The sequence below is a fragment of the Nocardia sp. NBC_01503 genome (assembly GCF_036327755.1).
In the GTDB taxonomy this organism is placed as follows: domain Bacteria; phylum Actinomycetota; class Actinomycetes; order Mycobacteriales; family Mycobacteriaceae; genus Nocardia.
On sequence record NZ_CP109596.1, the window covers coordinates 2877912 to 2898869 of the forward strand.

19 protein-coding genes are annotated in these 20958 nt (G+C 66.6%); 10 read left to right on the forward strand and 9 right to left on the reverse strand.

All coding sequences use genetic code 11. The features are described 5' to 3' along the window. Positions 1–56 precede the first annotated feature (56 nt). From dnaJ to OHB26_RS12895, 3 genes are all read left to right on the forward strand, one after another. The gene (gene dnaJ, locus OHB26_RS12885) at positions 57–1232 is read left to right on the forward strand and encodes a molecular chaperone DnaJ (RefSeq protein ID WP_330184400.1); all 1176 of its coding nucleotides are present in this window, start codon (positions 57–59) and stop codon (positions 1230–1232) included. Then, positions 1232–1624 (forward strand): heat shock protein transcriptional repressor HspR, encoded by a 393-nt coding sequence (locus OHB26_RS12890; RefSeq protein WP_330184401.1) that lies wholly within the window; start codon positions 1232–1234, stop codon positions 1622–1624. The genes dnaJ and OHB26_RS12890 overlap by 1 nt, the downstream gene beginning before the upstream one ends. A 525-nt stretch (positions 1625–2149) precedes the next feature. Next, on the forward strand, positions 2150–3319 hold the full coding sequence (locus OHB26_RS12895) for a globin domain-containing protein (RefSeq protein WP_330184402.1): 1170 nt from the start codon (positions 2150–2152) through the stop codon (positions 3317–3319). Positions 3320–3399: 80 nt separating this feature from the next. Here the strand turns inward: OHB26_RS12895 and OHB26_RS12900 are convergent, their stop codons facing one another. The 3 genes from OHB26_RS12900 to OHB26_RS12910 all read right to left on the reverse strand — a co-directional run bounded on the left by OHB26_RS12900 (position 3400) and on the right by OHB26_RS12910 (position 6624). Next, positions 3400–4185, reverse strand: a complete 786-nt coding sequence (locus OHB26_RS12900; protein ID WP_330184403.1) for an FAD-binding oxidoreductase — start codon at positions 4183–4185, stop codon at positions 3400–3402. Positions 4186–4351: 166 nt separating this feature from the next. Next, positions 4352–5512 (reverse strand): FAD-binding oxidoreductase, encoded by a 1161-nt coding sequence (locus tag OHB26_RS12905; RefSeq protein ID WP_330184404.1) that lies wholly within the window; start codon positions 5510–5512, stop codon positions 4352–4354. Between the two features lie 134 nt (positions 5513–5646). Next, positions 5647–6624, reverse strand: a complete 978-nt coding sequence (locus OHB26_RS12910; protein ID WP_330184405.1) for an NADP-dependent oxidoreductase — start codon at positions 6622–6624, stop codon at positions 5647–5649. Positions 6625–6871: 247 nt separating this feature from the next. Here OHB26_RS12910 and clpB point away from each other — a divergent pair, with 247 nt between their 5' ends. The 7 genes from clpB to OHB26_RS12945 all read left to right on the forward strand — a co-directional run bounded on the left by clpB (position 6872) and on the right by OHB26_RS12945 (position 15138). Beyond that, on the forward strand, positions 6872–9427 hold the full coding sequence (gene clpB, locus OHB26_RS12915) for an ATP-dependent chaperone ClpB (protein ID WP_330184406.1): 2556 nt from the start codon (positions 6872–6874) through the stop codon (positions 9425–9427). Between the two features lie 224 nt (positions 9428–9651). Then, a complete protein-coding gene (locus OHB26_RS12920) occupies positions 9652–10533 on the forward strand; it encodes a DUF5666 domain-containing protein (RefSeq protein ID WP_330184407.1) in 882 nt (293 codons plus the stop codon). A 162-nt stretch (positions 10534–10695) separates the two neighbouring features. Next, a complete protein-coding gene (locus OHB26_RS12925) occupies positions 10696–11775 on the forward strand; it encodes a hypothetical protein (protein ID WP_330184408.1) in 1080 nt (359 codons plus the stop codon). 180 nt (positions 11776–11955) lie between these two features. Further along, positions 11956–12753 (forward strand): SDR family NAD(P)-dependent oxidoreductase, encoded by a 798-nt coding sequence (locus OHB26_RS12930; RefSeq protein WP_330184409.1) that lies wholly within the window; start codon positions 11956–11958, stop codon positions 12751–12753. Between the two features lie 8 nt (positions 12754–12761). After that, positions 12762–13307 (forward strand): orotate phosphoribosyltransferase, encoded by a 546-nt coding sequence (pyrE, locus tag OHB26_RS12935; protein ID WP_330184410.1) that lies wholly within the window; start codon positions 12762–12764, stop codon positions 13305–13307. A gap of 86 nt (positions 13308–13393) precedes the next feature. Next, entirely contained in the window at positions 13394–14452 is a 1059-nt protein-coding gene (locus OHB26_RS12940; protein ID WP_330184411.1) for a beta-ketoacyl-ACP synthase III, read from the forward strand. Beyond that, positions 14452–15138, forward strand: coding sequence for a lysoplasmalogenase (locus OHB26_RS12945; RefSeq protein WP_330184412.1), 687 nt, complete (start codon positions 14452–14454; stop codon positions 15136–15138). The genes OHB26_RS12940 and OHB26_RS12945 overlap by 1 nt, the downstream gene beginning before the upstream one ends. On the opposite strand, the gene OHB26_RS12950 is transcribed toward OHB26_RS12945, so the two are convergent. The 6 genes from OHB26_RS12950 to OHB26_RS12975 form a co-directional block, all read right to left on the reverse strand. Beyond that, positions 15135–16220 (reverse strand): phosphotransferase enzyme family protein, encoded by a 1086-nt coding sequence (locus OHB26_RS12950; protein WP_330184413.1) that lies wholly within the window; start codon positions 16218–16220, stop codon positions 15135–15137. The two genes, OHB26_RS12945 and OHB26_RS12950, sit on opposite strands and share 4 nt — an antisense overlap. Positions 16221–16224: 4 nt before the next feature. Beyond that, positions 16225–17556 carry a purine-cytosine permease family protein gene (locus OHB26_RS12955; RefSeq protein ID WP_330184414.1) on the reverse strand — a complete coding sequence of 444 codons (1332 nt, stop codon included), beginning with the start codon at positions 17554–17556 and terminating at the stop codon, positions 16225–16227. A 64-nt stretch (positions 17557–17620) separates the two neighbouring features. After that, the gene (locus OHB26_RS12960) at positions 17621–18067 is read right to left on the reverse strand and encodes a hypothetical protein (RefSeq protein WP_330184415.1); all 447 of its coding nucleotides are present in this window, start codon (positions 18065–18067) and stop codon (positions 17621–17623) included. Positions 18068–18142: 75 nt separating this feature from the next. Next, complete coding sequence (locus tag OHB26_RS12965; protein WP_330184416.1) at positions 18143–18745, reverse strand: Uma2 family endonuclease; 603 nt, start codon at positions 18743–18745, stop codon at positions 18143–18145. A 40-nt stretch (positions 18746–18785) separates the two neighbouring features. Next, complete coding sequence (locus tag OHB26_RS12970) at positions 18786–19460, reverse strand: response regulator transcription factor (protein ID WP_442942932.1); 675 nt, start codon at positions 19458–19460, stop codon at positions 18786–18788. Between the two features lie 50 nt (positions 19461–19510). Then, positions 19511–20902 (reverse strand): sensor histidine kinase, encoded by a 1392-nt coding sequence (locus OHB26_RS12975; protein WP_330184417.1) that lies wholly within the window; start codon positions 20900–20902, stop codon positions 19511–19513. Between the last annotated feature and the right edge of the window lie 56 nt (positions 20903–20958).

A 20958-nucleotide genomic window follows, 5' to 3' on the forward strand; every position in this document is an offset into this window, starting at 1 on the left:
CCGGACGTCCCGAACGGGACACCGGCGCTGAGCAATTCGAGAGGAGGAGATGCCCGGTGAATCGGGAGTGGCTCGAAAAGGACTTCTACAAGGAGCTGGGTATCGCCTCCGGCGCCAGCCAGGACGAGATCAAGAAGGCGTACCGCAAACTCGCCCGTGATCTGCATCCGGATAAGAATCCGGGTGACGCCAAGGCCGAGGAGCGCTTCAAGCTCGTCAGCGAGGCGCATGCTGTGCTGTCCGATCCGGAGAAGCGCAAGGAGTACGACGAGGCGCGAAAGCTCTTCGCGGGCGGCGGTTTCGGCCGCGGCGGCTTCACCCCCGGCGCCGGCTACGGCCAGCCCGGCGGTGGCTTCTCCGGTGACTTCAACCTGGGCGATATCTTCGGCGGGCAGCAGGCGGGCGCCGGTGACGGCGGCCTCGGTGACCTGCTCGGCGGATTGTTCAACCGGGGCGGCACCCGCACCTCCTCGCGGCCGCGGCGCGGCAGCGATGTGGAGACCGAGACGACCCTGGGCTTCCGCGAGGCCGCCCAGGGCGTGACGGTGCCACTGCGGATGACCAGCCCGGCCGCCTGCACCACCTGCCACGGCAGCGGCGCCAAGCCTGGCACCTCACCGCGAGTCTGCCCGCACTGCAATGGTTCCGGCGTGGTCAGCCGGAATCAGGGCGCGTTCGGATTCAGTGAGCCGTGCGAGGACTGCCGGGGCACCGGGTCGATCATCGACGACCCGTGCGTCGACTGCCACGGCTCCGGTATTCAGAATCGGACCCGCACCATCACCGTACGTATCCCCCCGGGGGTGCGCGATGGTCAGCGAATCCGGTTGGCGGGGCAGGGTGAAGCGGGTCTGCGGGGCGCACCGCCCGGCGATCTGTTCGTCACCGTGCACGTCAGCCAGGACAAGGTCTTCGGCCGCAATGGTGATGATCTGACCCTGGTGCTCCCGGTGAGTTACAGCGAGCTGGTTTTGGGTACAACGGTTTCCGTGCCGACACTGGAGGGACGCGTAGGCGTCAAGGTGCCCCCGGGTACCGCCGACGGCCGGACCCTGCGGGTGCGCGGGCGCGGTGTTCCCAAGCGCGACGGCGGCGCGGGCGATCTGCTCGTCACCGTCAAGGTCGCGATCCCGCAGAAGCTGGACGACAATGCCGCCGAAGCGCTGCGGCGCTATGCGGAGGCGGAGAAGACCAGTGGCTTCGATCCGCGTGCTGGATGGGCAGGTGCGTGATGAGTTCCGATCCGAAGAAAGCCGCCGAGGCACAGTACTTCCTGATCTCGGTGGCGGCGCAGCTGGCGGGCATGCATGCCCAGACGCTGCGCACCTATGACCGGCTGGGTCTGGTTTCGCCGCAACGTACTTCGGGCGGCGGGCGACGCTACTCGGACCGGGATGTGCAGCTGCTGCGCGAGGTGCAGCGTCTGTCCCAGGACGAGGGCGTCAATCTGGCGGGCATCAAACGGATCATCGAACTCACCAATCAGGTCGAGGAGCTACAGCAGCGGGTATCCGAGCTGAGCAATGAGGTGGATCGGCTGCGGGCGGGGTACCGCCCGGATCTGACTCCGCCGCAGCGCAGTACGGCGCTCGTGGTCTGGCAGCCTAGGCACCGCCGCACCTGATCGGTACGGAGGGATTTACCGGGGACTAAGTCCCCGGACCCTGAAAAGGGTTGAAAGCAGCGCTCCGGTTTCCGGGGCGCTGTTTTCGCTGTTGCAGGCTATGTGCTGAGTTTCTTTGTGCGAAGCAATGATTTATCCGTTAGGTTGATCATGAATTTCATACAGACCGCTCGGTTGAATTATTTGCTGATTGAGAGCTTTGTCCTTATCTGGCAAAGGGATTCACACCCTGTCAGAGTTGCGGCGGGGTCGCTCGATATCTGAAGGTTGCAAAACGAATCCCCCAAGATCGACGGGATCGGACTGGTCTTGCTCGGCGTTTCCCAGTTGAACAGTCTGTTTTCCGGTGTGATTGCTTGCCGTGCGCTCGTTTTTGGGGAATTACAGGCGTGTTGTTGAAACGTCCCGTTCCGTTGCTGGCAAACCTCGCCTATAGTTGCTCAGCAACGGCCGCTGTCGAGTGTCCCGCAGCACTGCACTCGCCGATCTGCCTGTGTTCGAGTGCGAAATGGGGTTGTGACACAAATGGATTCGCGGACCGTCGCATTGATTAGAACGACGTTCAAGTCGGTAGCTGCAGAAGACGGTGGCTCTGAGAAACTGGCTCGTTCCTTCTACGCCATCCTCTTCACCGAGTACCCGCAGGTTCGCGATTTCTTCCCCGCCGCCCTGGACGCCCAGCGCGACCGGTTGGTCAAAGCCATTGCGTACGTGGTCGATCGGCTCGAAGAACCGGAGAAGCTGCTGCCCTTCCTGGCCCAACTCGGCCGCGATCACCGCAAGTACGGTGTCGTCGCCGAACACTATGCGGCCGTGGGCAAATCACTCCGGTCCGCACTCGAGGCCTATGCGGGCACCGAAATCTGGACCGACGAGATCGGCCGCGCCTGGGATGAGGGCCTGGACCTCATCGCGAGCACCATGATGGAGGCCGCCGACCGGGAGAGCACCCCGCCGGTCTGGACCGGCACCGTCATCGAACACCGTGAGGTACTGCGCAATCTCGCCATCGTTCGGCTCAAGCTGGATCAACCCATCCAGTACGCGGCGGGGCAGTACATGAGCGTGCAGATCCCCTCCCGCCCGCGCATGTGGCGGTACCTGTCCCCGGCCATCCCCGCCAATCCGAGCGGTGAGATCGAATTCCATATCCGCGGTGTCACCGGCGGCTGGGTGAGCCCGGCCATGGTGGGGCACACCAAGGTCGGCGAACAGTGGTTGATCGGCTCACCGCTCGGCGGGCTCGGCGTGCCTCGCAATACCCGGCGCAAACTGCTCATGGTCGGCTGCGGCACCGGTATCGCCCCGCTGCGCGCTCAACTCATGGCCATGACCCAGCGCCGCTCCAACCCGAAGGTCGATCTCTTCGTCGGCGGCCACTACCCCTGTGACCTCTACGATTTGGAGATCCTCAGCCAACTCGCACTGGCCAACAAATGGCTCACCATCACCCCGGTCACCGAGAGTGATGAGGATCCGTGGTGGCAACTCTCCAATTCCGGTGAGCCCCGGGAACATCCGGGCCTGCAACCGCGACTGGTCGGCCAAATCGGCAAGGTGGTAGCGGGTTTCGGCTCCTGGGACGATCGCGATGTGCAGATCGTCGGCTCACCCTCGATGGTGCAGACCACCAAGTTCCGCCTGATGGCGGCGGGCATGCCCACCGCGAATATCCGGCACGATCCGCTCTTCTGAGCGGATTCCACAGACCCCCGCGCCGCTGCCTGTCGCTCGGCAGCGGTGCGGGGCACCAAACGATCTACCTCGCCGCGGGCCTAAAAGCCTTCGTAGCGAATGAGTTCCGGCGGAGTGCCGGTGGCCACCAGCATCTCGACGGTGGCGTGCACCGTGGCCGCGCCACCGCAGACCAGAATGTGCTGATGGTCCAGCGGGGTGAAGCGGGAGACCACCTCGGCGAGGGTGCCGGTGATCAACTCCTCCGGCTGGAAGCCGATATCCACCCGACAGGATTCGTACCAGTCGTCGATCCAGTCCGGATCGTCCTCGTCCAGCACCACGGGAATGATTGTCAGCCAGGGCATTTCATTGCCGAGCAGGGCCAGCATATCCGAGGCGTAGAGATCGCGGGGGTAGCGGCCGCCGACGAACAGGTGGGTGCGCGGCGGCTGCTCGCGACGCGAGAGGTCGAGCAGCAGAGCGCGTAGCGGGGCCAGGCCGATACCGTCGGCGATCATCACCACCTCGGTCGCGGCCTCGTCCACCGCCAGCCAGCCCGCCGGATTGCGGACCTTCCACTCGTCGCCGGTGCGGGTGTCGGCCACCATGGAGCCGCTACACCAGCCGCCGGGCACGGTCCGAATATGGAACTCCAGCTTGCCGTCCAGCGACGGCGGCAGCGCGGGGTACAAACGCCGCACCATATTCGGATGCTGCGGGGTCCGCACCTCCACCGACTGGCCGGGCGCGAACGGCACGAACTCGCCGATCAACCGCACCACGGTGAGGTCCTCGCGCAGCCGGTGCGCCCCGACCACCGTGGCGGGCCATTCGTTCGGCTCGCCGATCCGAATCGGTCCGGTCTGATCGGGGTCCTGCGTCACCGCACCCTCCTGCTCATCGAAAAACGTTGTTCAACAACACTACTCACGCCCAGTCCGGTCATCCCGGCGCGCTTCTTGGCCGGGATCCTCGGTCAGTGGATCCCGGCCGAAAACATGCCGGGATGACTGGGTGATGGAGCCGGGGAGGGGTTCGTGACGGCGGTGCTCATACCGGGTCCGAGTTTATGGCCGACTCCGGGGTGCCGACCGCGAGCAGTGCGCGCCTGGTGTCCGCGATCATCCGCGCCGATCCGGCGATCTGGATCTGCCGGTCCGCCCACGCGCCGAAGCTGGCCACCACCGCGCCCAGATTACCGATCAACCGCCGATGCATACCGAACGGCGGATCGGCGGGCGGATACGGATGCCACCACGGATTGGTTTCGTTCTCGCACACCGGAATAACGGTCAACCACGGATTACTCTGCGACAGCTGCCACATGTTCTCCACGTCGTACAGATCGCACGGGTACCGTCCGCCCATGAACAGGTGCACGCGCGGATTGATACCGCGCCGCCCCATCTCGATCAGCTGCGCGCGAATCGGCGCGATACCGGTGCCGGAGCTGATCATGAGCACATCGCGCCGACTCTGCAGATCCACGTGCAACCCGCCCAGCGGGGACGCGATCATCCAGCGGTCGCCGACCTTGGTCTCATTGATGATGGCCGGGCTCACCCAGCCGGTGCGCACCTTGCGGACATGGAACTCGATCTCTCCGTACTGATTCGCGGGAATCGCGGGCGAGAGATACCGCCACATCTTCGGGCGCTGCGGAATCGCCACCGGCACATACTGGCCGGCCTGATACGGAATCGGGGTATCGGATTGCAGTCGCACGATCGCCAGATCGTCGACCACTCGCCGGTGCCCGACCACGGTCGCCTCCCAATACGGTTGTGACGTATCGGAATTCGCGCCGATGGCCATGGAGGCCGAGATCAGGATGGTGATGTCCTGCCATCCCGCCTCCAGCTGCCGACTCCAATTCCCGACCCCGTTATAGGAGCGGAACGCCGCCAGCAGCGCACGACCGGCAATGTCGTAGTGCGCCGCCTCTACCCCGTATTTACGGTGGTCGCGCGCGAGCTGCTCCAGGAATCGCTGCGCCCGGTCCCAATCCTCCAGATTGTCGAGTACGAACTGCACGGCCGTGACCAGCCGCTTGGGCTGCATATCCATGGCCGAGGGGAAGAGCTCCCGCAGGGCGGGGATCTCCGCGAATAGATGTCCGTAGAACGCGCTGATCAGTCGTTCCGGCCCGTGCGGGGCTTCGACGACTGTCCGGAAGTTTGCGCGGACCAGCGCTGCTGAACGCGCATCCACGACGTCGAGCTTTCCTTTCCTTGCTACTACCCCGGACTCGCCTGGTTCCAGGCGGTCCTCCGGGTCAAGTATCCCTGAAAAAACGGTGGTCGCACGGATATAGCCGGAGCCGGTGGATTTGCGGTACCGGGGGTTCAGATAACCAGCACGGTCTTGCCTCGTGCGCCGGACGCGCCGATTACATCCGCGGCAGCCTCGAGGGGTGGGGTGTTGTCGATCGGGACCACCAGATCGCCATTGCCGACATCGCGCAGCAGTTCCCGCAATTCCGGTGCGCCGCCGGTGGATTCGAAGTTTCCGCCGCCGATGCCGCGTGCCTTCAGGGCCTCCTCGTCGGCGGCCCAGGTGGTGGTGTACGCCGCGCCTCCGGCCTTGACCACGCCGGCATTGTCGGCGAACGCCGGCGGTGCGCTGACCAGATCGAAGAGCACATCGACTCCGGCGGGCAGGGTGATGCGCACCGAATCGGCGACCGTCAGCGGTGAGCTCTCGGCATGGGTGGGGGAGTCGGTGACGGTGATCCGCCCGTAGTTGACCACCTCGGAGGCGCCCAGCCGGATCATCCGATCGGTGTCGTCGGGCCGGGCGGTGGCGATCACATGCGCGCCGGCCAATGCGGCGAGCTGTACGAGGTAGGAGCCGACGCCGCCGGACGCGCCCACGATCAGCACGCTCTGACCCGCGCCCACCTTGGCCGCGTGGATGAGATCCAGTGCGGTGATGCCCGCGGTGGGCAGTGCGGCGGCCTGGATCGAGGTCACCTCGTCCGGAATCCGGGCGATGATCGAGGTCGCGGGCACCACGATGAATTCGGCGAAGGTGCCGTGCCCGAGCGGCGGATTGAGGAATTTGCCGACCACGCGTTCGCCGTACTCCACATCGGTGACATCGGTTCCGATGCCGACGACCCGCCCGGCCCCGTCCACGCCCGGAATGAGCGGAAAGTCGTGTGGCAGCTTGCCGTCCAGGAAGCCGTCGATAATGCGCTGGTCGAAGGGGTTGACGCCCGCGGCCTCGAGCTCGATCTTCAGCATGCCGGGTCCGGTCTCGGGGGTGGGCATATCGGCCGCTTCGGGTTTGCCCCCGAATTCTCGAACCACGATCGCGCGCATTGCTGCTCCATTCGTCCGGGATGTCCGAGCTAGGGATGAGCGGGTGATGCGTCAACGAACCCGCCTCATCGTAGGCGGAAAGGCCTCGAAACCGGTGTCATTCAGGCCATTCGGTTTTGTTGATGGCGAGTAGCCTTACCAAGGACCTTCGGCACTGGTGGTCGCGCCGGAAATTCGTCAGACTTGAGTGGAACAGACTCAACTCTTGTCGCGTTGGATCGTGTAAGCGACTAGTAGGAAGGTGAACGTGGACTCGTTCAATCCCACCACCAAGACCCAGGCGGCCCTGACCGCCGCACTCCAGGCGGCCTCCGCCGCGGGAAATCCGGAGATCCGTCCGGCGCACTTGCTGGTGGCGTTGCTGGATCAGACCGACGGCATCGCCGCACCCCTGTTGAAGGCCGTCGCAACCGATCCCGCGACGGTTCGACGCGAGGCGCAGGACATGGTCGACCGACTGCCCCGCGCCACCGGAGCGACCACCCAGCCGCAACTCGGACGGGAGGCGCTCGCCGCCATCACCGCATCCCAGCGACTGGCCACCGAAATGGGGGACGAATACGTCTCCACCGAGCACCTCATGGTCGGTTTGGCCGCCGGGGACTCCGATGTCTCGCAGCTGCTGCTCAAATACGGCGCGACCGCCGATGCGCTGCGTGAGGCGTTCACCGCCGTGCGCGGCAACACCCGGGTCACCAACCCCGATCCCGAGGGCAGCTACCAGGCATTGGAGAAGTACTCCACCGACCTGACCGCCGCCGCCCGCGACGGCAAACTGGACCCGGTTATCGGGCGCGACACCGAGATTCGGCGCGTGGTGCAGGTGCTGTCCCGGCGCACCAAGAACAATCCGGTGCTCATCGGCGAACCCGGCGTCGGCAAGACCGCCATCGTCGAGGGCCTGGCCCAGCGCATTATCGAAGGTGATGTCCCGGAGTCGTTGCGCGGCAAGAAACTTGTCTCGCTCGACCTCGGCGCCATGGTCGCGGGCGCCAAGTACCGCGGCGAATTCGAGGAGCGGCTCAAAGCCGTCCTGGAAGAGATCAAATCCAGTGCGGGACAGATCATCACCTTCATCGACGAACTGCACACCATCGTCGGCGCGGGCGCGACCGGTGAATCCGCCATGGATGCCGGGAACATGATCAAGCCGATGCTCGCCCGCGGTGAACTGCGTCTGGTCGGCGCGACCACCCTGGACGAATACCGCCAGCACATCGAGAAGGATCCGGCGCTGGAGCGTCGTTTCCAGCAGGTGCTGGTCGGCGAACCCTCCGTCGAGGACACCGTCGGCATTCTGCGCGGGCTCAAGGAGCGCTACGAGAACCACCATCACGTGCGCATCACCGACTCGGCGCTGGTCGCCGCGGCCACGCTGTCGGACCGCTACATCACCTCCCGGTTCCTGCCGGACAAGGCCATCGACCTGGTCGACGAGGCCTCGTCCCGGCTACGCATGGAGATCGACTCGCGTCCCGTGGAGATCGACCAGGTGGAGCGGGCCGTGCGGCGACTCGAGATCGAGGAGGTCGCCCTCGCCAAGGAGACCGACGAGGCCTCCAAGGCTCGCCTGGAGAAGCTGCGCTCCGAACTCGCCGACGACCGCGAACAGCTCAACCAATTGATGACCCGCTGGCAGAACGAGAAGCAGGCCATCGATTCGGTGAGCGGGCTCAAGGAACAGCTGGAGAGTCTGCGCGGCGAATCCGAGCGCGCCGAACGCGATGGCGATCTGGGCAAGGCCGCCGAACTCCGGTACGGGCGAATCCCCAAGCTGGAGAAGGAGCTCGCCGAGGCCGAGGCCAAGGCCAAGGGCGCCGCCGACGGTGACGTCATGCTCAAGGAGGAGGTCGGCCCGGACGATATCGCCGAGGTCGTCTCCGCGTGGACCGGTATTCCGGTCGGCCGCATGTTGGAGGGCGAGACTCAGAAGCTGCTCCGCATGGAGGACGAACTCGGCCGCCGGGTCATCGGACAGCAGGCGCCGGTACAGGCGGTCTCCGATGCGGTGCGCCGCGCCCGCGCCGGCGTGGCCGATCCGAATCGGCCGACCGGTTCGTTCATGTTCGTCGGACCCACCGGCGTGGGTAAGACCGAACTGGCAAAGGCGTTGGCCGACTTCCTGTTCGACGATGAACGCGCCATGATCCGCATCGATATGAGCGAGTACAGCGAGAAGCATTCGGTGGCCCGCCTGGTCGGTGCGCCTCCGGGCTATGTCGGATACGACCAGGGCGGTCAGCTCACCGAGGCGGTGCGCAGGCGGCCGTACTCGGTGGTGCTCTTCGACGAGATCGAGAAGGCGCATCCGGATGTGTTCGACATCCTGCTGCAGGTGCTCGACGAGGGCCGGCTCACCGACAGTCAGGGCCGCACGGTCGACTTCCGCAACACCATCCTGATTCTCACCTCGAATCTGGGTGCGGGCGGTTCGAACGAGATGGTCATGAACGCGGTGCGGGCCGCCTTCAAACCCGAGTTCCTGAACCGCCTCGACGATGTGGTCATGTTCCATCCGCTCGATGAGGAGCAGTTGGAGTCGATCGTCGACATCCAGCTGAACCAGCTGCAGAAGCGGCTCGCGCAGCGCCGCCTGAAGTTGGACGTCTCCGATTCGGCCCGGTTCTGGCTCGCGGTGCGCGGCTACGATCCGGCGTACGGCGCCCGGCCGCTGCGCAGGCTGATCCAGCAGTCCATCGGCGACACCCTCGCCAAGGAACTGCTCGCCGGTGAGGTTCAGGACGGCGACATCGTGAAGGTGAATGTCACCCCCGACGGTGATTCCCTGATCGTCGGCCGCTAGTCCGTTCGGAGAACAGCTCAGCTCAGGCCCCCGGAGACGACTCTCCGGGGGCCTCGCTGCGATGAGCTGACCTGTGTGTTCGCGGCCCGCCCCCGCTTCTGGACTGAGTGGAGCGGGGGAGCGAAGCGGAGGAGCGGAGGGAGGGAGCGAAGCGGGGTTACAGGGCCGCGAACCGCCGTAGCGAAGCGGAGGCAAAATTTGCAGAGCAGCTTAGGCTGGAGGTCATGACCAACCCGAGCGATCCGTGGTCGCGGCGGCCCGAACCTGAGCCCGGGGAGGAGCCGACCGAGCGGGTCGCGCACCCCACCGAGCAGGTCGGGTACCCCTCGGAAGTCGCCGATCCCCACGGTGCGGCCCCCACCATTTCGCCCACCGAGTACTTCGCACAGCAGCAGGGACCCGAGGCCACCCGGGTGCTGCCGCCGTATGACGCCAGTTGGGGCGGATACGAGACGGGCGGCGGGTACGCACCACCCACCGCGAGTTATCCCCAGGGGTACGCCCCGAGCGGTGTCGCCGGATACGGGCAGATGCCCGGGCCCGAGGGCGGCGTGAGCTACGGCCAGACCGGCGGCCCCGGCGGTTATCAGCCCGGGGGCTTCCCACAGCAGCCCGGCCCACCGCAGCCGCCCCGCAAAACCGGTATGTGGATCGGCATCGCGATCGCGGCCCTCGTCCTCGTCGCGCTGGCCGGTGTGCTGGCGGGAGTGCTTCTGGCGAACAAGGATTCGTCCGATACCTCCGCCGCGGCCAGCACCACCCGCACCAGCGGACTCGCGTTCCCCGGTTTACCCGGAAACACCTCTTCACAGCCGCTGCCCAGCGGCATCCCGGAGATTCCGGGCCTGGGCGATATCGACTCTCTCGGTGCGAATATGGGCACGCTCGCGAGCAATGACGGCACCACCTTGACCATGACCACCCTCTCCGGCACTACGGTGACCGTGCACACCGACGAACGGACGCAGGTGATTTCGCTGGGCAGTACCAAGGTGGCGGACCTGCCGGTGGGCGAAATGGTGATGGTCCAAGGCGATAAATCCGCCGACGGCTCGATCCAGGCCAAGCTCATCATCAGCACGTCTTTACCCGGCGGAACCCGGTGAAAGACAACCGCTCTCAGGTTCGCGGCCGTCCCGGTTCTGGACAGACCGGAGGCGGGGGAGCGCAGCGGAGGAGCCGGAGGGAAGGAAGAACCGGGACTTCGAGGCCGCGAACCCGCCCGGAGCGCAGCGGAGGGCAAATTGGACACAGTAGGGTAGGCGGCGATGACGGCTATATGGTTCGGGTTGGCGGCGATCGCGCTGGTGGGTGCGATCGTGCTGCTCTATTTCGATCGGCTGCAGCGGCAGCGCACGGGGCATGTGCGCCAGGTCTGGGCGAAATCCCAGGGGTACACCTATGTTTCGGTGGAACCGGCGCTGGCCTCCACCTGGCGGCGCGGTGCGCTGGCCAAGCTCGGGTACCTCTCCGCGGTGGATGTGGTCTCCGGTAATCGCAAGGGCGAGAAGTTCGTTCTCTTCGATCTGGAGGATGCCGCCACCCTGGTCGCGGTGCGCCGGCAGATCGGGTCGGACATCGATATCGATCTGCGCATGAAGACCGCCGCCCCGCCCAAGGATCACGATCTGGAAATGCTTGGCGCCATTGGTGATCGGGTGGTCTTCGCGACCAATCCCGATATCGCCCGGCATGCGGTGGACCAGCGCATGGTGGCCTTCATCGAATCGCTGCCCGATACCGTGCAGCAGCTCTGGAGTGAGGGCAACTGGACGCTCGGCATGCTGCATGTCAGTTCGGTGGCCAAGGATTGGGAGATGGCGATCGACGCCGTGCTGCGCCTGTCCGGGCTGCTGCACGTGCTGCCGCCGGTGATCAACTCCGAGCGCGGTCGCGATGAACTGCCCGAACCCGGTCGCTCGCATCCGGTTCCGGAGGATGACGACTACGACGGTTACGACGAGGACGGCGACTACGAGCCCGAACGGGCCCGCACCCGCCCCGCCGGGGACGATGAGGACGACTACAGCCCCGTGCTCGGCGATATCGCCGGAGCCGAGGGCGAGGACGAAGGTGCGGGCGAGCCCGAGAACTGGCGTCCCGCACTGAAAGTCGTGCCGGATCCGCGTAATCGCCCGCGCCGCAACTGGCCGCCCGCCGATGAGGATCCCGACGAGGACGATCCGCGTCGCCCCGCCCCTGAGGACGAGTGGCACGACGATGAAATCGGGGACCCGCGCGACGAGGAGCCCGAACAGGGCTGGCGCAAGGATCAGGGCCGCAGTGCCCCGCCCGGTGGCCCCTTCCATCCGGGCTTCCGGCCCTACCAGGGCCCGACCCCCAGGTGAGCCCGACGCTCCGGTACCGAGATCTCGAACGCACCCGCGGCGGAGATTCCCGGGCCGGGGCGTTTCGATCTCCGCCTTCGCGCGTGTATTCGGCGTGTGTCGGCCCGCGAGGGTCCAGAATGGTGGCGCAGTCCCGGTCATCGCCGACCGTTCCCCAGTCGTGCGAGTGATGGGTAGTCGATGAGCGTTCGTATGCCCGGTGCCACCCGCCCGGTGGCCCTGGTCACCGGTCCCACCTCCGGTATCGGCAGGGCGTACGCGACCCGGCTCGCGGCCCTCGGTTACGACCTGGTGCTGGTGGCCCGGGACGAGGACCGGCTCGGTGCGCTCGCACACGATTTCGAGGTGCGGTTCGGGGCGCGCTCGCAGGTGCTGCCGGCCGATCTGGCGCTCGCACCCGATCGCGAAAGGGTGGCCGCCCGCTTGGCCGACGGCGTCGAATTCCTGGTCAACAACGCGGGATTCGGGCTCGCCGGCGAGTTCTGGGAAGCGGACCCGGAGCGGCTGCGAGCGCAACTCGATGTCAACGTCACCGCGGTCGTGCGATTGACCCGCGCGGCCGTGCCGCCCATGCTGCACGCCGCCAATGGAACCGTGGTGAATGTAGCCAGTATGGCCGGGCTGATACCCGGGCGGGGCTCGACCTATTCGGCCTCCAAGGCGTACGTCGTATCCTTCTCGCAAGGGCTGGCGAGCGGGCTGGCCGGGACCGGCGTCCGGGTGCAGGCCTTGTGCCCGGGATTGGTCCACACCGAATTCCATGAGCGGGCCGGTCTGCCGACCGAATCGCTACCCAGGCCGTTCTGGCTGAACGTGGATCAGGTGGTCGCCTGCTCACTGGCGGATCTGGAGAAGAACCGGGTGATCAGCGTGCCCGGCATGCAGTACAAAGCGATCGCCGCGGTCGCCGGACTGATCCCGCGGTCCCTGGTGACCCGCCTGAATCGGGGCCTTTTCAACGCACGCGGAAGGATATAGACACAGCAATGCAGGTAACGACGACCGACCGGGACAGACTGGCCGAACTGGTGCGCCAACTCGCTGTCGTGCACGGCAAGGTCACCCTGTCCTCGGGCAAGGAAGCCGACTACTACGTGGACCTGCGCCGGGCCACCCTGCAACACGAGGCGGCGCCGCTCATCGGCAAACTGCTGCGTGAACTGGTGGCGGACTGGGACTTCGAGTCCGTCGGCGGGCTCACCATGGGCGCCGATCCGGTGGCCGCCGCGGTCATGCACGCGCCGGGGCGACCCATCAACGCGTTCGTGGTCCGCAAGGCCGCCAAGACGCACGGTATGCAGCGTCAGATCGAGGGCCCGGACATTGTGGGCAAGCGTGTACTGGTGGTCGAGGACACCACCACGACCGGTAACTCGCCGGTCACCGCGGTGCGCGCACTGCGCGAGGCCGGGGCCATCGTGGTGGGTGTGGCGACCGTGGTGGATCGCGAAACCGGTGCTGACGGCGTGATCGCGGCCGAAGGACTGGAGTACCGCTCGATTCTGGGGTTGAAGGATCTGGCGCTGGGCTGAAGAGGTGCCCTGGGTTAGCCTGGGTGCTGGTCTTCTGTCCGACAACGTTGTCGAACTGCTGTTGTGAAGGGTCGTGTGAGTCACCTGTGGTGAGCATTGCAATCAACAAGGGTCCTCAGAATGTTGCGATGCTCGGCATCGGCGCTTACCGGCCCGAGCGCATCGTCAGCAATGCCGAGGTGTGCGAGGTACTCGACTCCACTCCCGAGTGGATCTTCGACCGCACCGGTATCAACAACCGGCGCTGGATCAGCGGCGACGAGACGATTCGATCGATGTCGGTGGCGGCGGGCGAACGCGCGCTGAAGAACACCGGCATCGATCGCTCCAAGATCGGCGCGCTGGTGCTGTGCACCTCCAGCTGGCTCAAGCTCACCCCGCACGGCGCCCCGTCCATCGCCTCCGATCTCGGAATGAACGGTATTCCGGCGTTCGACCTGGTCTCGGGCTGCGGCGGCTTCTGCTACGGCCTCGGGGTGGCCACCGATATGATTCGCGCCGGTTCGGCCGAGTACATCCTGGTCATCGGCGCCGAGACCATGACCGTCGGCCTGGATCCGACCGATCGCGGCACCGCCATGATCTTCGGTGACGGCGCGGGCGCGGTCGTGATCGGCCCCGCCGAGGAGAACGGTATCTCCCCGACGGTCTGGGGCAGTGACGGCGAGAACGCCGAGGCCATCGCCCAGGACGTCGACTTCCTGGCGTACATGAACAAGGCGCAGGCCATGCAGGGCACCGATCCCGAGGTCGACCCGATCGGCCGGATGTCCCTGCATATGGAGGGCCCCAAGGTCTTCCGCTGGGCGGCTGTGACCCTGCCGCGCGCGCTGTCGAGCGCCATCGAGCTCTCCGGCGTGGCCAAGGAGGACATCGAGGTGTTCGTCCCGCATCAGGCCAATGCCCGCATCAATGAGCTCATGAAGAAGAATCTCGGCCTGCCCGACGATCTGCCCATGGCCAATGACATCGAGAACACCGGCAACACCTCGGCGGCGTCGATTCCGCTCGCCATGGAGGAGATGCTGGTGACCGGTAAGGCCAAGGGTGGTCAGCTGGCCCTGCTGCTCGGTTTCGGTGCGGGCCTGTCCTATGCCGGTCAGGTCGCGGTGCTGCCGCCCGCTCCCGCGGAACCCTCCTTCTGATGCCGCGGCCGTTCCGCGCCGCATTCGTCGGCGCGGCGGCCGTGACAGTGTTCGGCGCTGTCACCGGCCGCGACAAATTGCAGTGGGTCGCGAAGCCGTTGCTGATGCCGTTGCTGGCGGCGGATGTGGCCACCAATGACGACGGGCTCGAATCCGCCGATCGCACAGTACTTCTCGGCGCGCTGGCCGCCGCGACGGTGGGCGATATCCTGCTCATCGAACCGGACGATGATCGCCGATTGATCGCGGGCGCATCGTCTTTCGCCGTCATGCAGACCGGATACTCCTGGCTGTGGTGGCGGCGCGGTGGCAGGCCGCAGCCCGCCATCGCCGGACAGCGGCTGGCCGCCTGGCTGGGTGCCGCGGCATTGCTGCGGGCGAAGGCTCCCGCGGTCGCCCTGCCGCTCACCGCCTACGGTGCGACGCTGGGCACCGCGGCCACCCTGGCCTCGGATCCCGGTATCGCCCCGGGTGCGAAAAACATTGCGGGCCTGAATATTCCGGGTCGTGATCCGCGCAGCCGCCTCGGCCTGGGCGCACTGCTGTTCACCGTCTCGGACGGACTCATCGTGCTGCGCAAGATCTTCGCCCGCGGCGAGCGCTCGCGCCGGGTCACCGAGGGCGTCATTCTCGGCACCTACACCGCCGCGCAGTACCTGCTGGCGGATCCTCGCGCGCACCGTTAGCGCAGGGCGGCCAGCAGGGCTTGCCCCTCTCCCGCCCACCAGGCGGTGTGGCCGAGAAAGTAATGGCGGTAGGCGATTTCGGCGTTCTCGGGATTGCCGCCGGGTACCACGCCGAGGAAGTAGTCGATCTCGGAGAGCTCGTATTCGGCGTGCACCAGCGGTAGCAGCCGCGGCAGCGCGCGCGACTCGGTCACCGTCAGCGGGCGGATCGATCGATAGCCGTCCAGCAGGGCCCGCACCTGATCGAACTGGATGCGGGCGAGACCGTCATCGCGGAGCGAGATCCAGTCGACGGCGCAGCGTTCGATGGCGATCGCCAGGTCGTGGATGGCGGTGGTGCGGTCGCACAACCCGAAATCTATGACGGTGGACGGGGTTTCGTGCGTCCAGAGCAGGTTGGTGCCGTGCCAGTCGTTATGCGTCCAGCGCGGGGACAACTCACTCAGCAATGGGTGGAGACGGGAGTGGAAGGGGAGGTGGAGCCGCTCCATCTCGGCCTGCCAGCGGTGGGTCGCGAGGAAGTCCGCGAGGGCCGGGCGGCTGGTGGCCAGCTTCTCCACCGCGGCGATCGGATCGGGGGAGGAGAAGACGGTGAAGCTCGCCAGTAATGGGCGGGTCGGGCGCGCCGGGGCGTCGTATCCGATTGCGGCCAGGTGTAATTGGGCCAGAGTGCGCCCGGCCGCGGCGGCCTGCGCCCGGGATTGATACGGCGACCAGGAGAAGGTGCCGCGATACAGGTCATCACCTATGCCGAGTTCCTGTACCTCGTAGGTGAATTCGCCGTGTTCGCGAGTGAGCAGTACCCGCGGGATCGGTATTCCGTTGCCGCGCAGGTGATTCATGAACCCGTGCTCTTCGCCGAGCGCCGCCGCATCGCGCAGGGTGCGGGGGAGCCGCTTGACGATCACCGGTGTGCCGTCGGCGGTGCGCACCTGCGCGGTGGCGGAGAGCGGTCGGGGACTGCGCCATTCGATCCGCGCGTCCGGGCCGAGCAGGTCCGCGATCTCCGGTGCGGTCAGGGGCGGCCAGTCGGGGGCGACGAGCGGGTCCGAACCCATTCCGAAGACGCGGTCCCGCTCCATCGGGTCAGGCCCTCCGGCGCTGTACGGCCACCAGCACGGCGGTGACGAAAGCCGCTGCCAGCCAGGAGAACAGCGAGGCCGACGACCACCAGCCGGGGTGGAATCCGATGGCGTCCCGCACCTTGGTCCAGAGGTTCACCCACCAGGTGAGCGAGCCCGGATTGCAGAGCTGATACACCACGAATCCGATGACCCAGGGCAGCAGCATGAGCGGGCGAGCGGGTGCGTTCTGTGCGAGATCCCAACCGTGCCTGCCACTTCCGAAGAAGAAGTCGACAATCAGCACCGCGCTCAACGGCACGAAGACCGAGCCGATCAGATACAGGAAGTTGGCGTAGCCGCTGAAGTCGCGCACCGGCAGCGCCAATACGGTGACGATGACGCCGACACCGAGCGCCAGCACACGGCGGTCGACCCGCGGCAGCAGGTTCTGAATGGACATGGCCGTCGAGTAGACGTTCGCGAAGGACTGATCGGATTCGCGCAGCACCAGCACCGCGAAGAAGGCCCAGCCCGCCGTCACGCCCAGCAGGGTGTCGAAGATGTGCTCGGTATTGCCGCCCGCCTGCAGAATGGCCAGGATGCCCAGCAGATAGCACCAGAACTGGGCGACCGAATAGCCGAGCGTGGCCGCCCCCGCCGCGGTACGCGCCGAGCGCGAATGCCGGGTGTAGTCGGCGGCCAGCGGGACGAAGGACACCGATACCGCCAGCGTGGTGTCCACGGCCGGGAAGAATCCGCTCCAACTGGTATCGGGTAGCTCCGGAACCGGTTGCCGCAGCAGCTGAATCGTGAAGTAGACGAGTGCGATACCCACCGCCACCGAGACGTACTTGCGCAGAATGTGCAGTACTCGCAGCGGCCAGATGGCCATGGTGGTGGACAGGATGCCCGCCGCCACGATCACCGGCGCGTGCGGGACCCGATCATGGGTGAGCGCCGAGACGCCCAGCGCGATGACGGTCAGCTCGTACACACCCCAGCCGATGCACTGCACGATATTCGCGGCGGTCGGCAGGTAGGAGAGTTTGGTGCCGAACAGGCCGCGCAGCACCGCCATCGCCGGTGCGCCGGTGCGGGTGCCCACGGCGCCGGTCCCGGCGACCATGGCGATACCGGCGACGGTGCCGACCAGCGTGGCCAGCAACGCGCCCGCGATCGGCAGTGGGGCGTGTCCGGTCGGGAACAGCACATAGGCCGCGCCGCTGAACCCGATCAGGCTGACGCCGAGATTCAGCCAGAAGGCCGCCTGGTCGCTGAAGCTCAGCGTGCGCGGCGGCTCGGTATCCAGCAGCAGCGGCGCTTCCTGGCGGTCCGGGGGTGTAGCGGTGGTCATGACCAGTGATGCTACGGGGCAGGCCGGGCAAATCGGGCAGGCTGCCTGCGGTCACGGCCGACCGCTACAGGCACACCATGATGCGATCGCGGTTCGCCGGATCGACGCGGATCGAAAGTATCCCGCCCACAGTGATTCTCGGCCGGATCACCGGCTCCACATCGAAGACGATGCTGCCGTGATAGGTCTCCGAACCCGGCACCACCAGCTCCAGCTCGAGTTCGGTGAGTTCGGTCCAATGGTCGGTGGGGGTGAGCGGATGTATGCCCTCGATGGTGGCCCAGCCCTCCAGGCCGTGCCGGCGCAGCTGCCGATCGCTGTGTGAGGGCTGCTGTGCGAGCAGCATTCCGACGCCGAGGAAGGTGCCGAACATACCGACCAGCACGATCACCTGCAGCGGCACCGTGCCCGGCGGGGTGAGCGGCACCAGCCAGGCCAGCCAGACGCAGAGAGTGACGAGGTACGCGGCGGTGACGCCGAGCACGGTGCGAAGTACACGCGCGTGGTCCATGAAGACCCTCCAACCACGGCTTACGGAACTCCAGGATAGTCCCGTTCTCCCTTGTGGGTGGCGGATCCGGCGAGGTCAGGCCGTTGTGCGCAGGGCGGTAAGAGCATCCAGGTCGAGCGGGAGCACCATGCCGTCGAGTTCGAGGGTGACGTGTCCGGTGTAGTCGCCGGTGGATTCATAGCGGCCGTCGCGTAATCCGAAGGTGGTCAACCGCACCGACCCGTCGGTCTCCAGCAGCCAGTAGTGCTCGATACCGCACTCGGCGTACTCGGCGAACTTCATGACGCGATCGGTGCGCCGCGAGCCGGGCGAGACGATCTCTATGGCCGCCAAGACATCGCAAGGGCGCACCCGGGTCGCATGCGATGCCCCGGCCGCACCACCCACCACCAGCACATCCGGTACCCGCACCGTCGGCGGATGGGTCTCCTCGATCACCAATTCGACGCGGGCCAGCGCGGCCACCCGGCGCGGCAGCGCCGGCTCCAATTGAGCGGCCAAGCGCCACACCGCCAATTGATGCCGCGGCGGCTGCGGGGCCACCAGCAGTACGCCGTCCACCAATTCGCGGCAGGAGCCGCGCTCATCGGGTAGCGCCGACCACTCCGCCAGCGTCAATAGGTGATCAGGCCAGGACGCAACGGCTTTCACGTTTTCCGTGGGACTCGACCGAACCATGGAACCAGTGTTCCACGCCTGGCAACCGCACAGCGACGTTTCAACCCTTCAGCCGGAGAACCGCCAGCACCCGCCGATGATGCAGATCCGACGGCGGCAACTCCAGCTTGGTGAAGATATTGCCGATATGCTTCTCCACCGCCCGCTCGGTCACCGTGAGCGCCTGTGCCAGCGCCGAATTCGACAGGCCCTGCGCCATCAACTCCAATACCTCGCGCTCGCGCGGAGTGAGCCGCGCGAGCGAATCCTGTTGCCGGGCCGCACCCATGAGCTGACTCACCACCTCCGGATCGAGGGCGGTGCCGCCGGTCGCGACCCGCCGCAGGGCATCGGTGAAATCGCCGATATCGGCCACCCGGTCCTTGAGCAGATAGCCCACACCGCCCGCGCCCGCGGCGAGTAGTTCGGTGGCATAGCGCGTTTCGATCCACTGCGAGAAGACCAGCACACCGGTCTCGGGGTGACTGCGGCGCAGTGCGAGCGCCGCCAGCAAACCCTCATCGGTGAAGCTCGGCGGCATCCGCACATCCACCACCGCCACATCCGGCCGGTGCTCCGCCACGGCCGCCGCCAACCCGTCCGCCTCGCCGACCGCCGCGACGACCTCATGCCCGCGATCGGCGAGCAGTGCGGTCAGGCCGTCGCGCAGGATGGCGTTGTCCTCCGCGATCACCACCCGCAATCGGTGGGACTCCTGCTCGGTGCCGACGGTCATGGGGTCCTCTCGCGCTGGGGGGTTGGCTCGGGGGTCGCGGGTACGGTCGATCACTCCGGTCCCGCGATCGGCAGCACCATGGTGATGACGGTCGGCCCGCCGGCGGGACTGTCCACGTGCAGCGTGCCGTCCACCGACCGAGCGCGCGCCGCCAGCCCCGAAAGTCCGCCCGCCACAGTGGTTTCGCCGGGACGCTCGGCCGGTTGCAGCGCACCGCCCTGGCCGTTGTCGCGCACGCTCACCATCAGCGCATCCGCGCCGCTGGGCAGTACCGCCACCCAGATCCGGTTGGCGCCGGCGTGTTTCACCACATTGGTGAGCAGTTCGGCCACCGAGAAGTAGGCGATGGCCTCGATGGCGGGACTCGGTCGCACCGGCAGCAATACGCGCAACTCCACCGGGACGGCGCAACGCGCCGCGAGGGTTTCCAGTGCCGGTTCCAAGCCCAATTCCAAAGCGGGCGGATGGATGCCGCGCACCAGTTCACGCAGTTCGGTCAGCGCTTCCTTGGACCCCGCACGCGCCTGGGCGATGAGTTCACCGGCGTCACCGCCCGAGGCCAGGCGTTCTTCCGCACGTCCGAGCATCATCGCGATACTGACCAGTCGCGCCTGGGTGCCGTCATGCAGATCGCGTTCCAGCCGGCGCAGGGTGGCGGTGGAATCCTCGACCGCCGCGCGGCGGCTCTCCTGTAGTTCGGCCATCCGGCGATCACGCTCGGTCGGGGTGAGCAGCCACAGCGCGAGCAGCCGATGCAGATGGCAGACCGCGCGAATCAGCCACGGCAGCAGGAAACAGCCGATGATGCCCACCGCGCTCAGGGCCAGGGTGCGCGGCCAGGTGTCGACGTAGAAGTCGCCGAACTGCATCAGGGAGTGATGCTCCACCCCGTTCTCGTCCACATTGGTGGGATCGCCGAGCGCCCACGGAATCGGTGACAGTGCGATAAATCCCGTCATCAGCACCACCATCAGCGTCACATAGCCGATCACCATGCCGTGCACCGCCTGGATCACCAGGAAAAGCAGTGCGCGCCAAGAGGTTCGATCGGTGAACGCACCGCGCAACCAGCCCCATACGCCCGGGCGGAAGGTGAACGGCGGCGGCTCCGGTAGCGGAGAATCCAGCAGCACCGAGCACAGCACCCGATAGATCCGGCCCCAGACGCGTCCGCCGAGAATCACGCACGCCAGCAACGGGATGCCGATCAGCACGATGGATGCGTACAGGCTGCCGCCGAAACCGAGGAACAGATAGGCGACAGCGATGCAGCCGAGCCCGAAAGCGATGATCAGATAGGCGAATTCCTTCCAGGTGCGTGCCCGGAACGGCGTCACCAGAAAGGTGCGCAACACGTCGCCCGAGCCCGAGTGCGGCGGCGGGACGGGTTCCGGGTCGGGCATGTCGAGCACGATAGTGGGGAGGGCGGACGTATCGCTCATACCTTTCATCGTGGTCGGGAGCGGGGCCCCGGCACGAGGGAGCAGACCCGTAAATG

Coding starts and splice junctions, on each gene's coding strand:
- OHB26_RS12890 (WP_330184401.1), top strand. CDS start 1,232: ATGAGTTCCGATCCGAAGAAAGCCGCCGAGGCACAGTACTTCCTGATC.
- OHB26_RS12895 (WP_330184402.1), top strand. CDS start 2,150: ATGGATTCGCGGACCGTCGCATTGATTAGAACGACGTTCAAGTCGGTA.
- OHB26_RS12910 (WP_330184405.1), bottom strand. CDS start 6,624: ATGCGCGCGATCGTGGTTCGAGAATTCGGGGGCAAACCCGAAGCGGCC.
- OHB26_RS12920 (WP_330184407.1), top strand. CDS start 9,652: ATGACCAACCCGAGCGATCCGTGGTCGCGGCGGCCCGAACCTGAGCCC.
- OHB26_RS12925 (WP_330184408.1), top strand. CDS start 10,696: ATGACGGCTATATGGTTCGGGTTGGCGGCGATCGCGCTGGTGGGTGCG.
- OHB26_RS12930 (WP_330184409.1), top strand. CDS start 11,956: ATGAGCGTTCGTATGCCCGGTGCCACCCGCCCGGTGGCCCTGGTCACC.
- pyrE (WP_330184410.1), top strand. CDS start 12,762: ATGCAGGTAACGACGACCGACCGGGACAGACTGGCCGAACTGGTGCGC.
- OHB26_RS12945 (WP_330184412.1), top strand. CDS start 14,452: ATGCCGCGGCCGTTCCGCGCCGCATTCGTCGGCGCGGCGGCCGTGACA.
- OHB26_RS12950 (WP_330184413.1), bottom strand. CDS start 16,220: ATGGAGCGGGACCGCGTCTTCGGAATGGGTTCGGACCCGCTCGTCGCC.
- OHB26_RS12955 (WP_330184414.1), bottom strand. CDS start 17,556: ATGACCACCGCTACACCCCCGGACCGCCAGGAAGCGCCGCTGCTGCTG.
- OHB26_RS12960 (WP_330184415.1), bottom strand. CDS start 18,067: ATGGACCACGCGCGTGTACTTCGCACCGTGCTCGGCGTCACCGCCGCG.
- OHB26_RS12965 (WP_330184416.1), bottom strand. CDS start 18,745: ATGGTTCGGTCGAGTCCCACGGAAAACGTGAAAGCCGTTGCGTCCTGG.
- OHB26_RS12970 (WP_442942932.1), bottom strand. CDS start 19,460: ATGACCGTCGGCACCGAGCAGGAGTCCCACCGATTGCGGGTGGTGATC.
- OHB26_RS12975 (WP_330184417.1), bottom strand. CDS start 20,902: ATGAGCGATACGTCCGCCCTCCCCACTATCGTGCTCGACATGCCCGAC.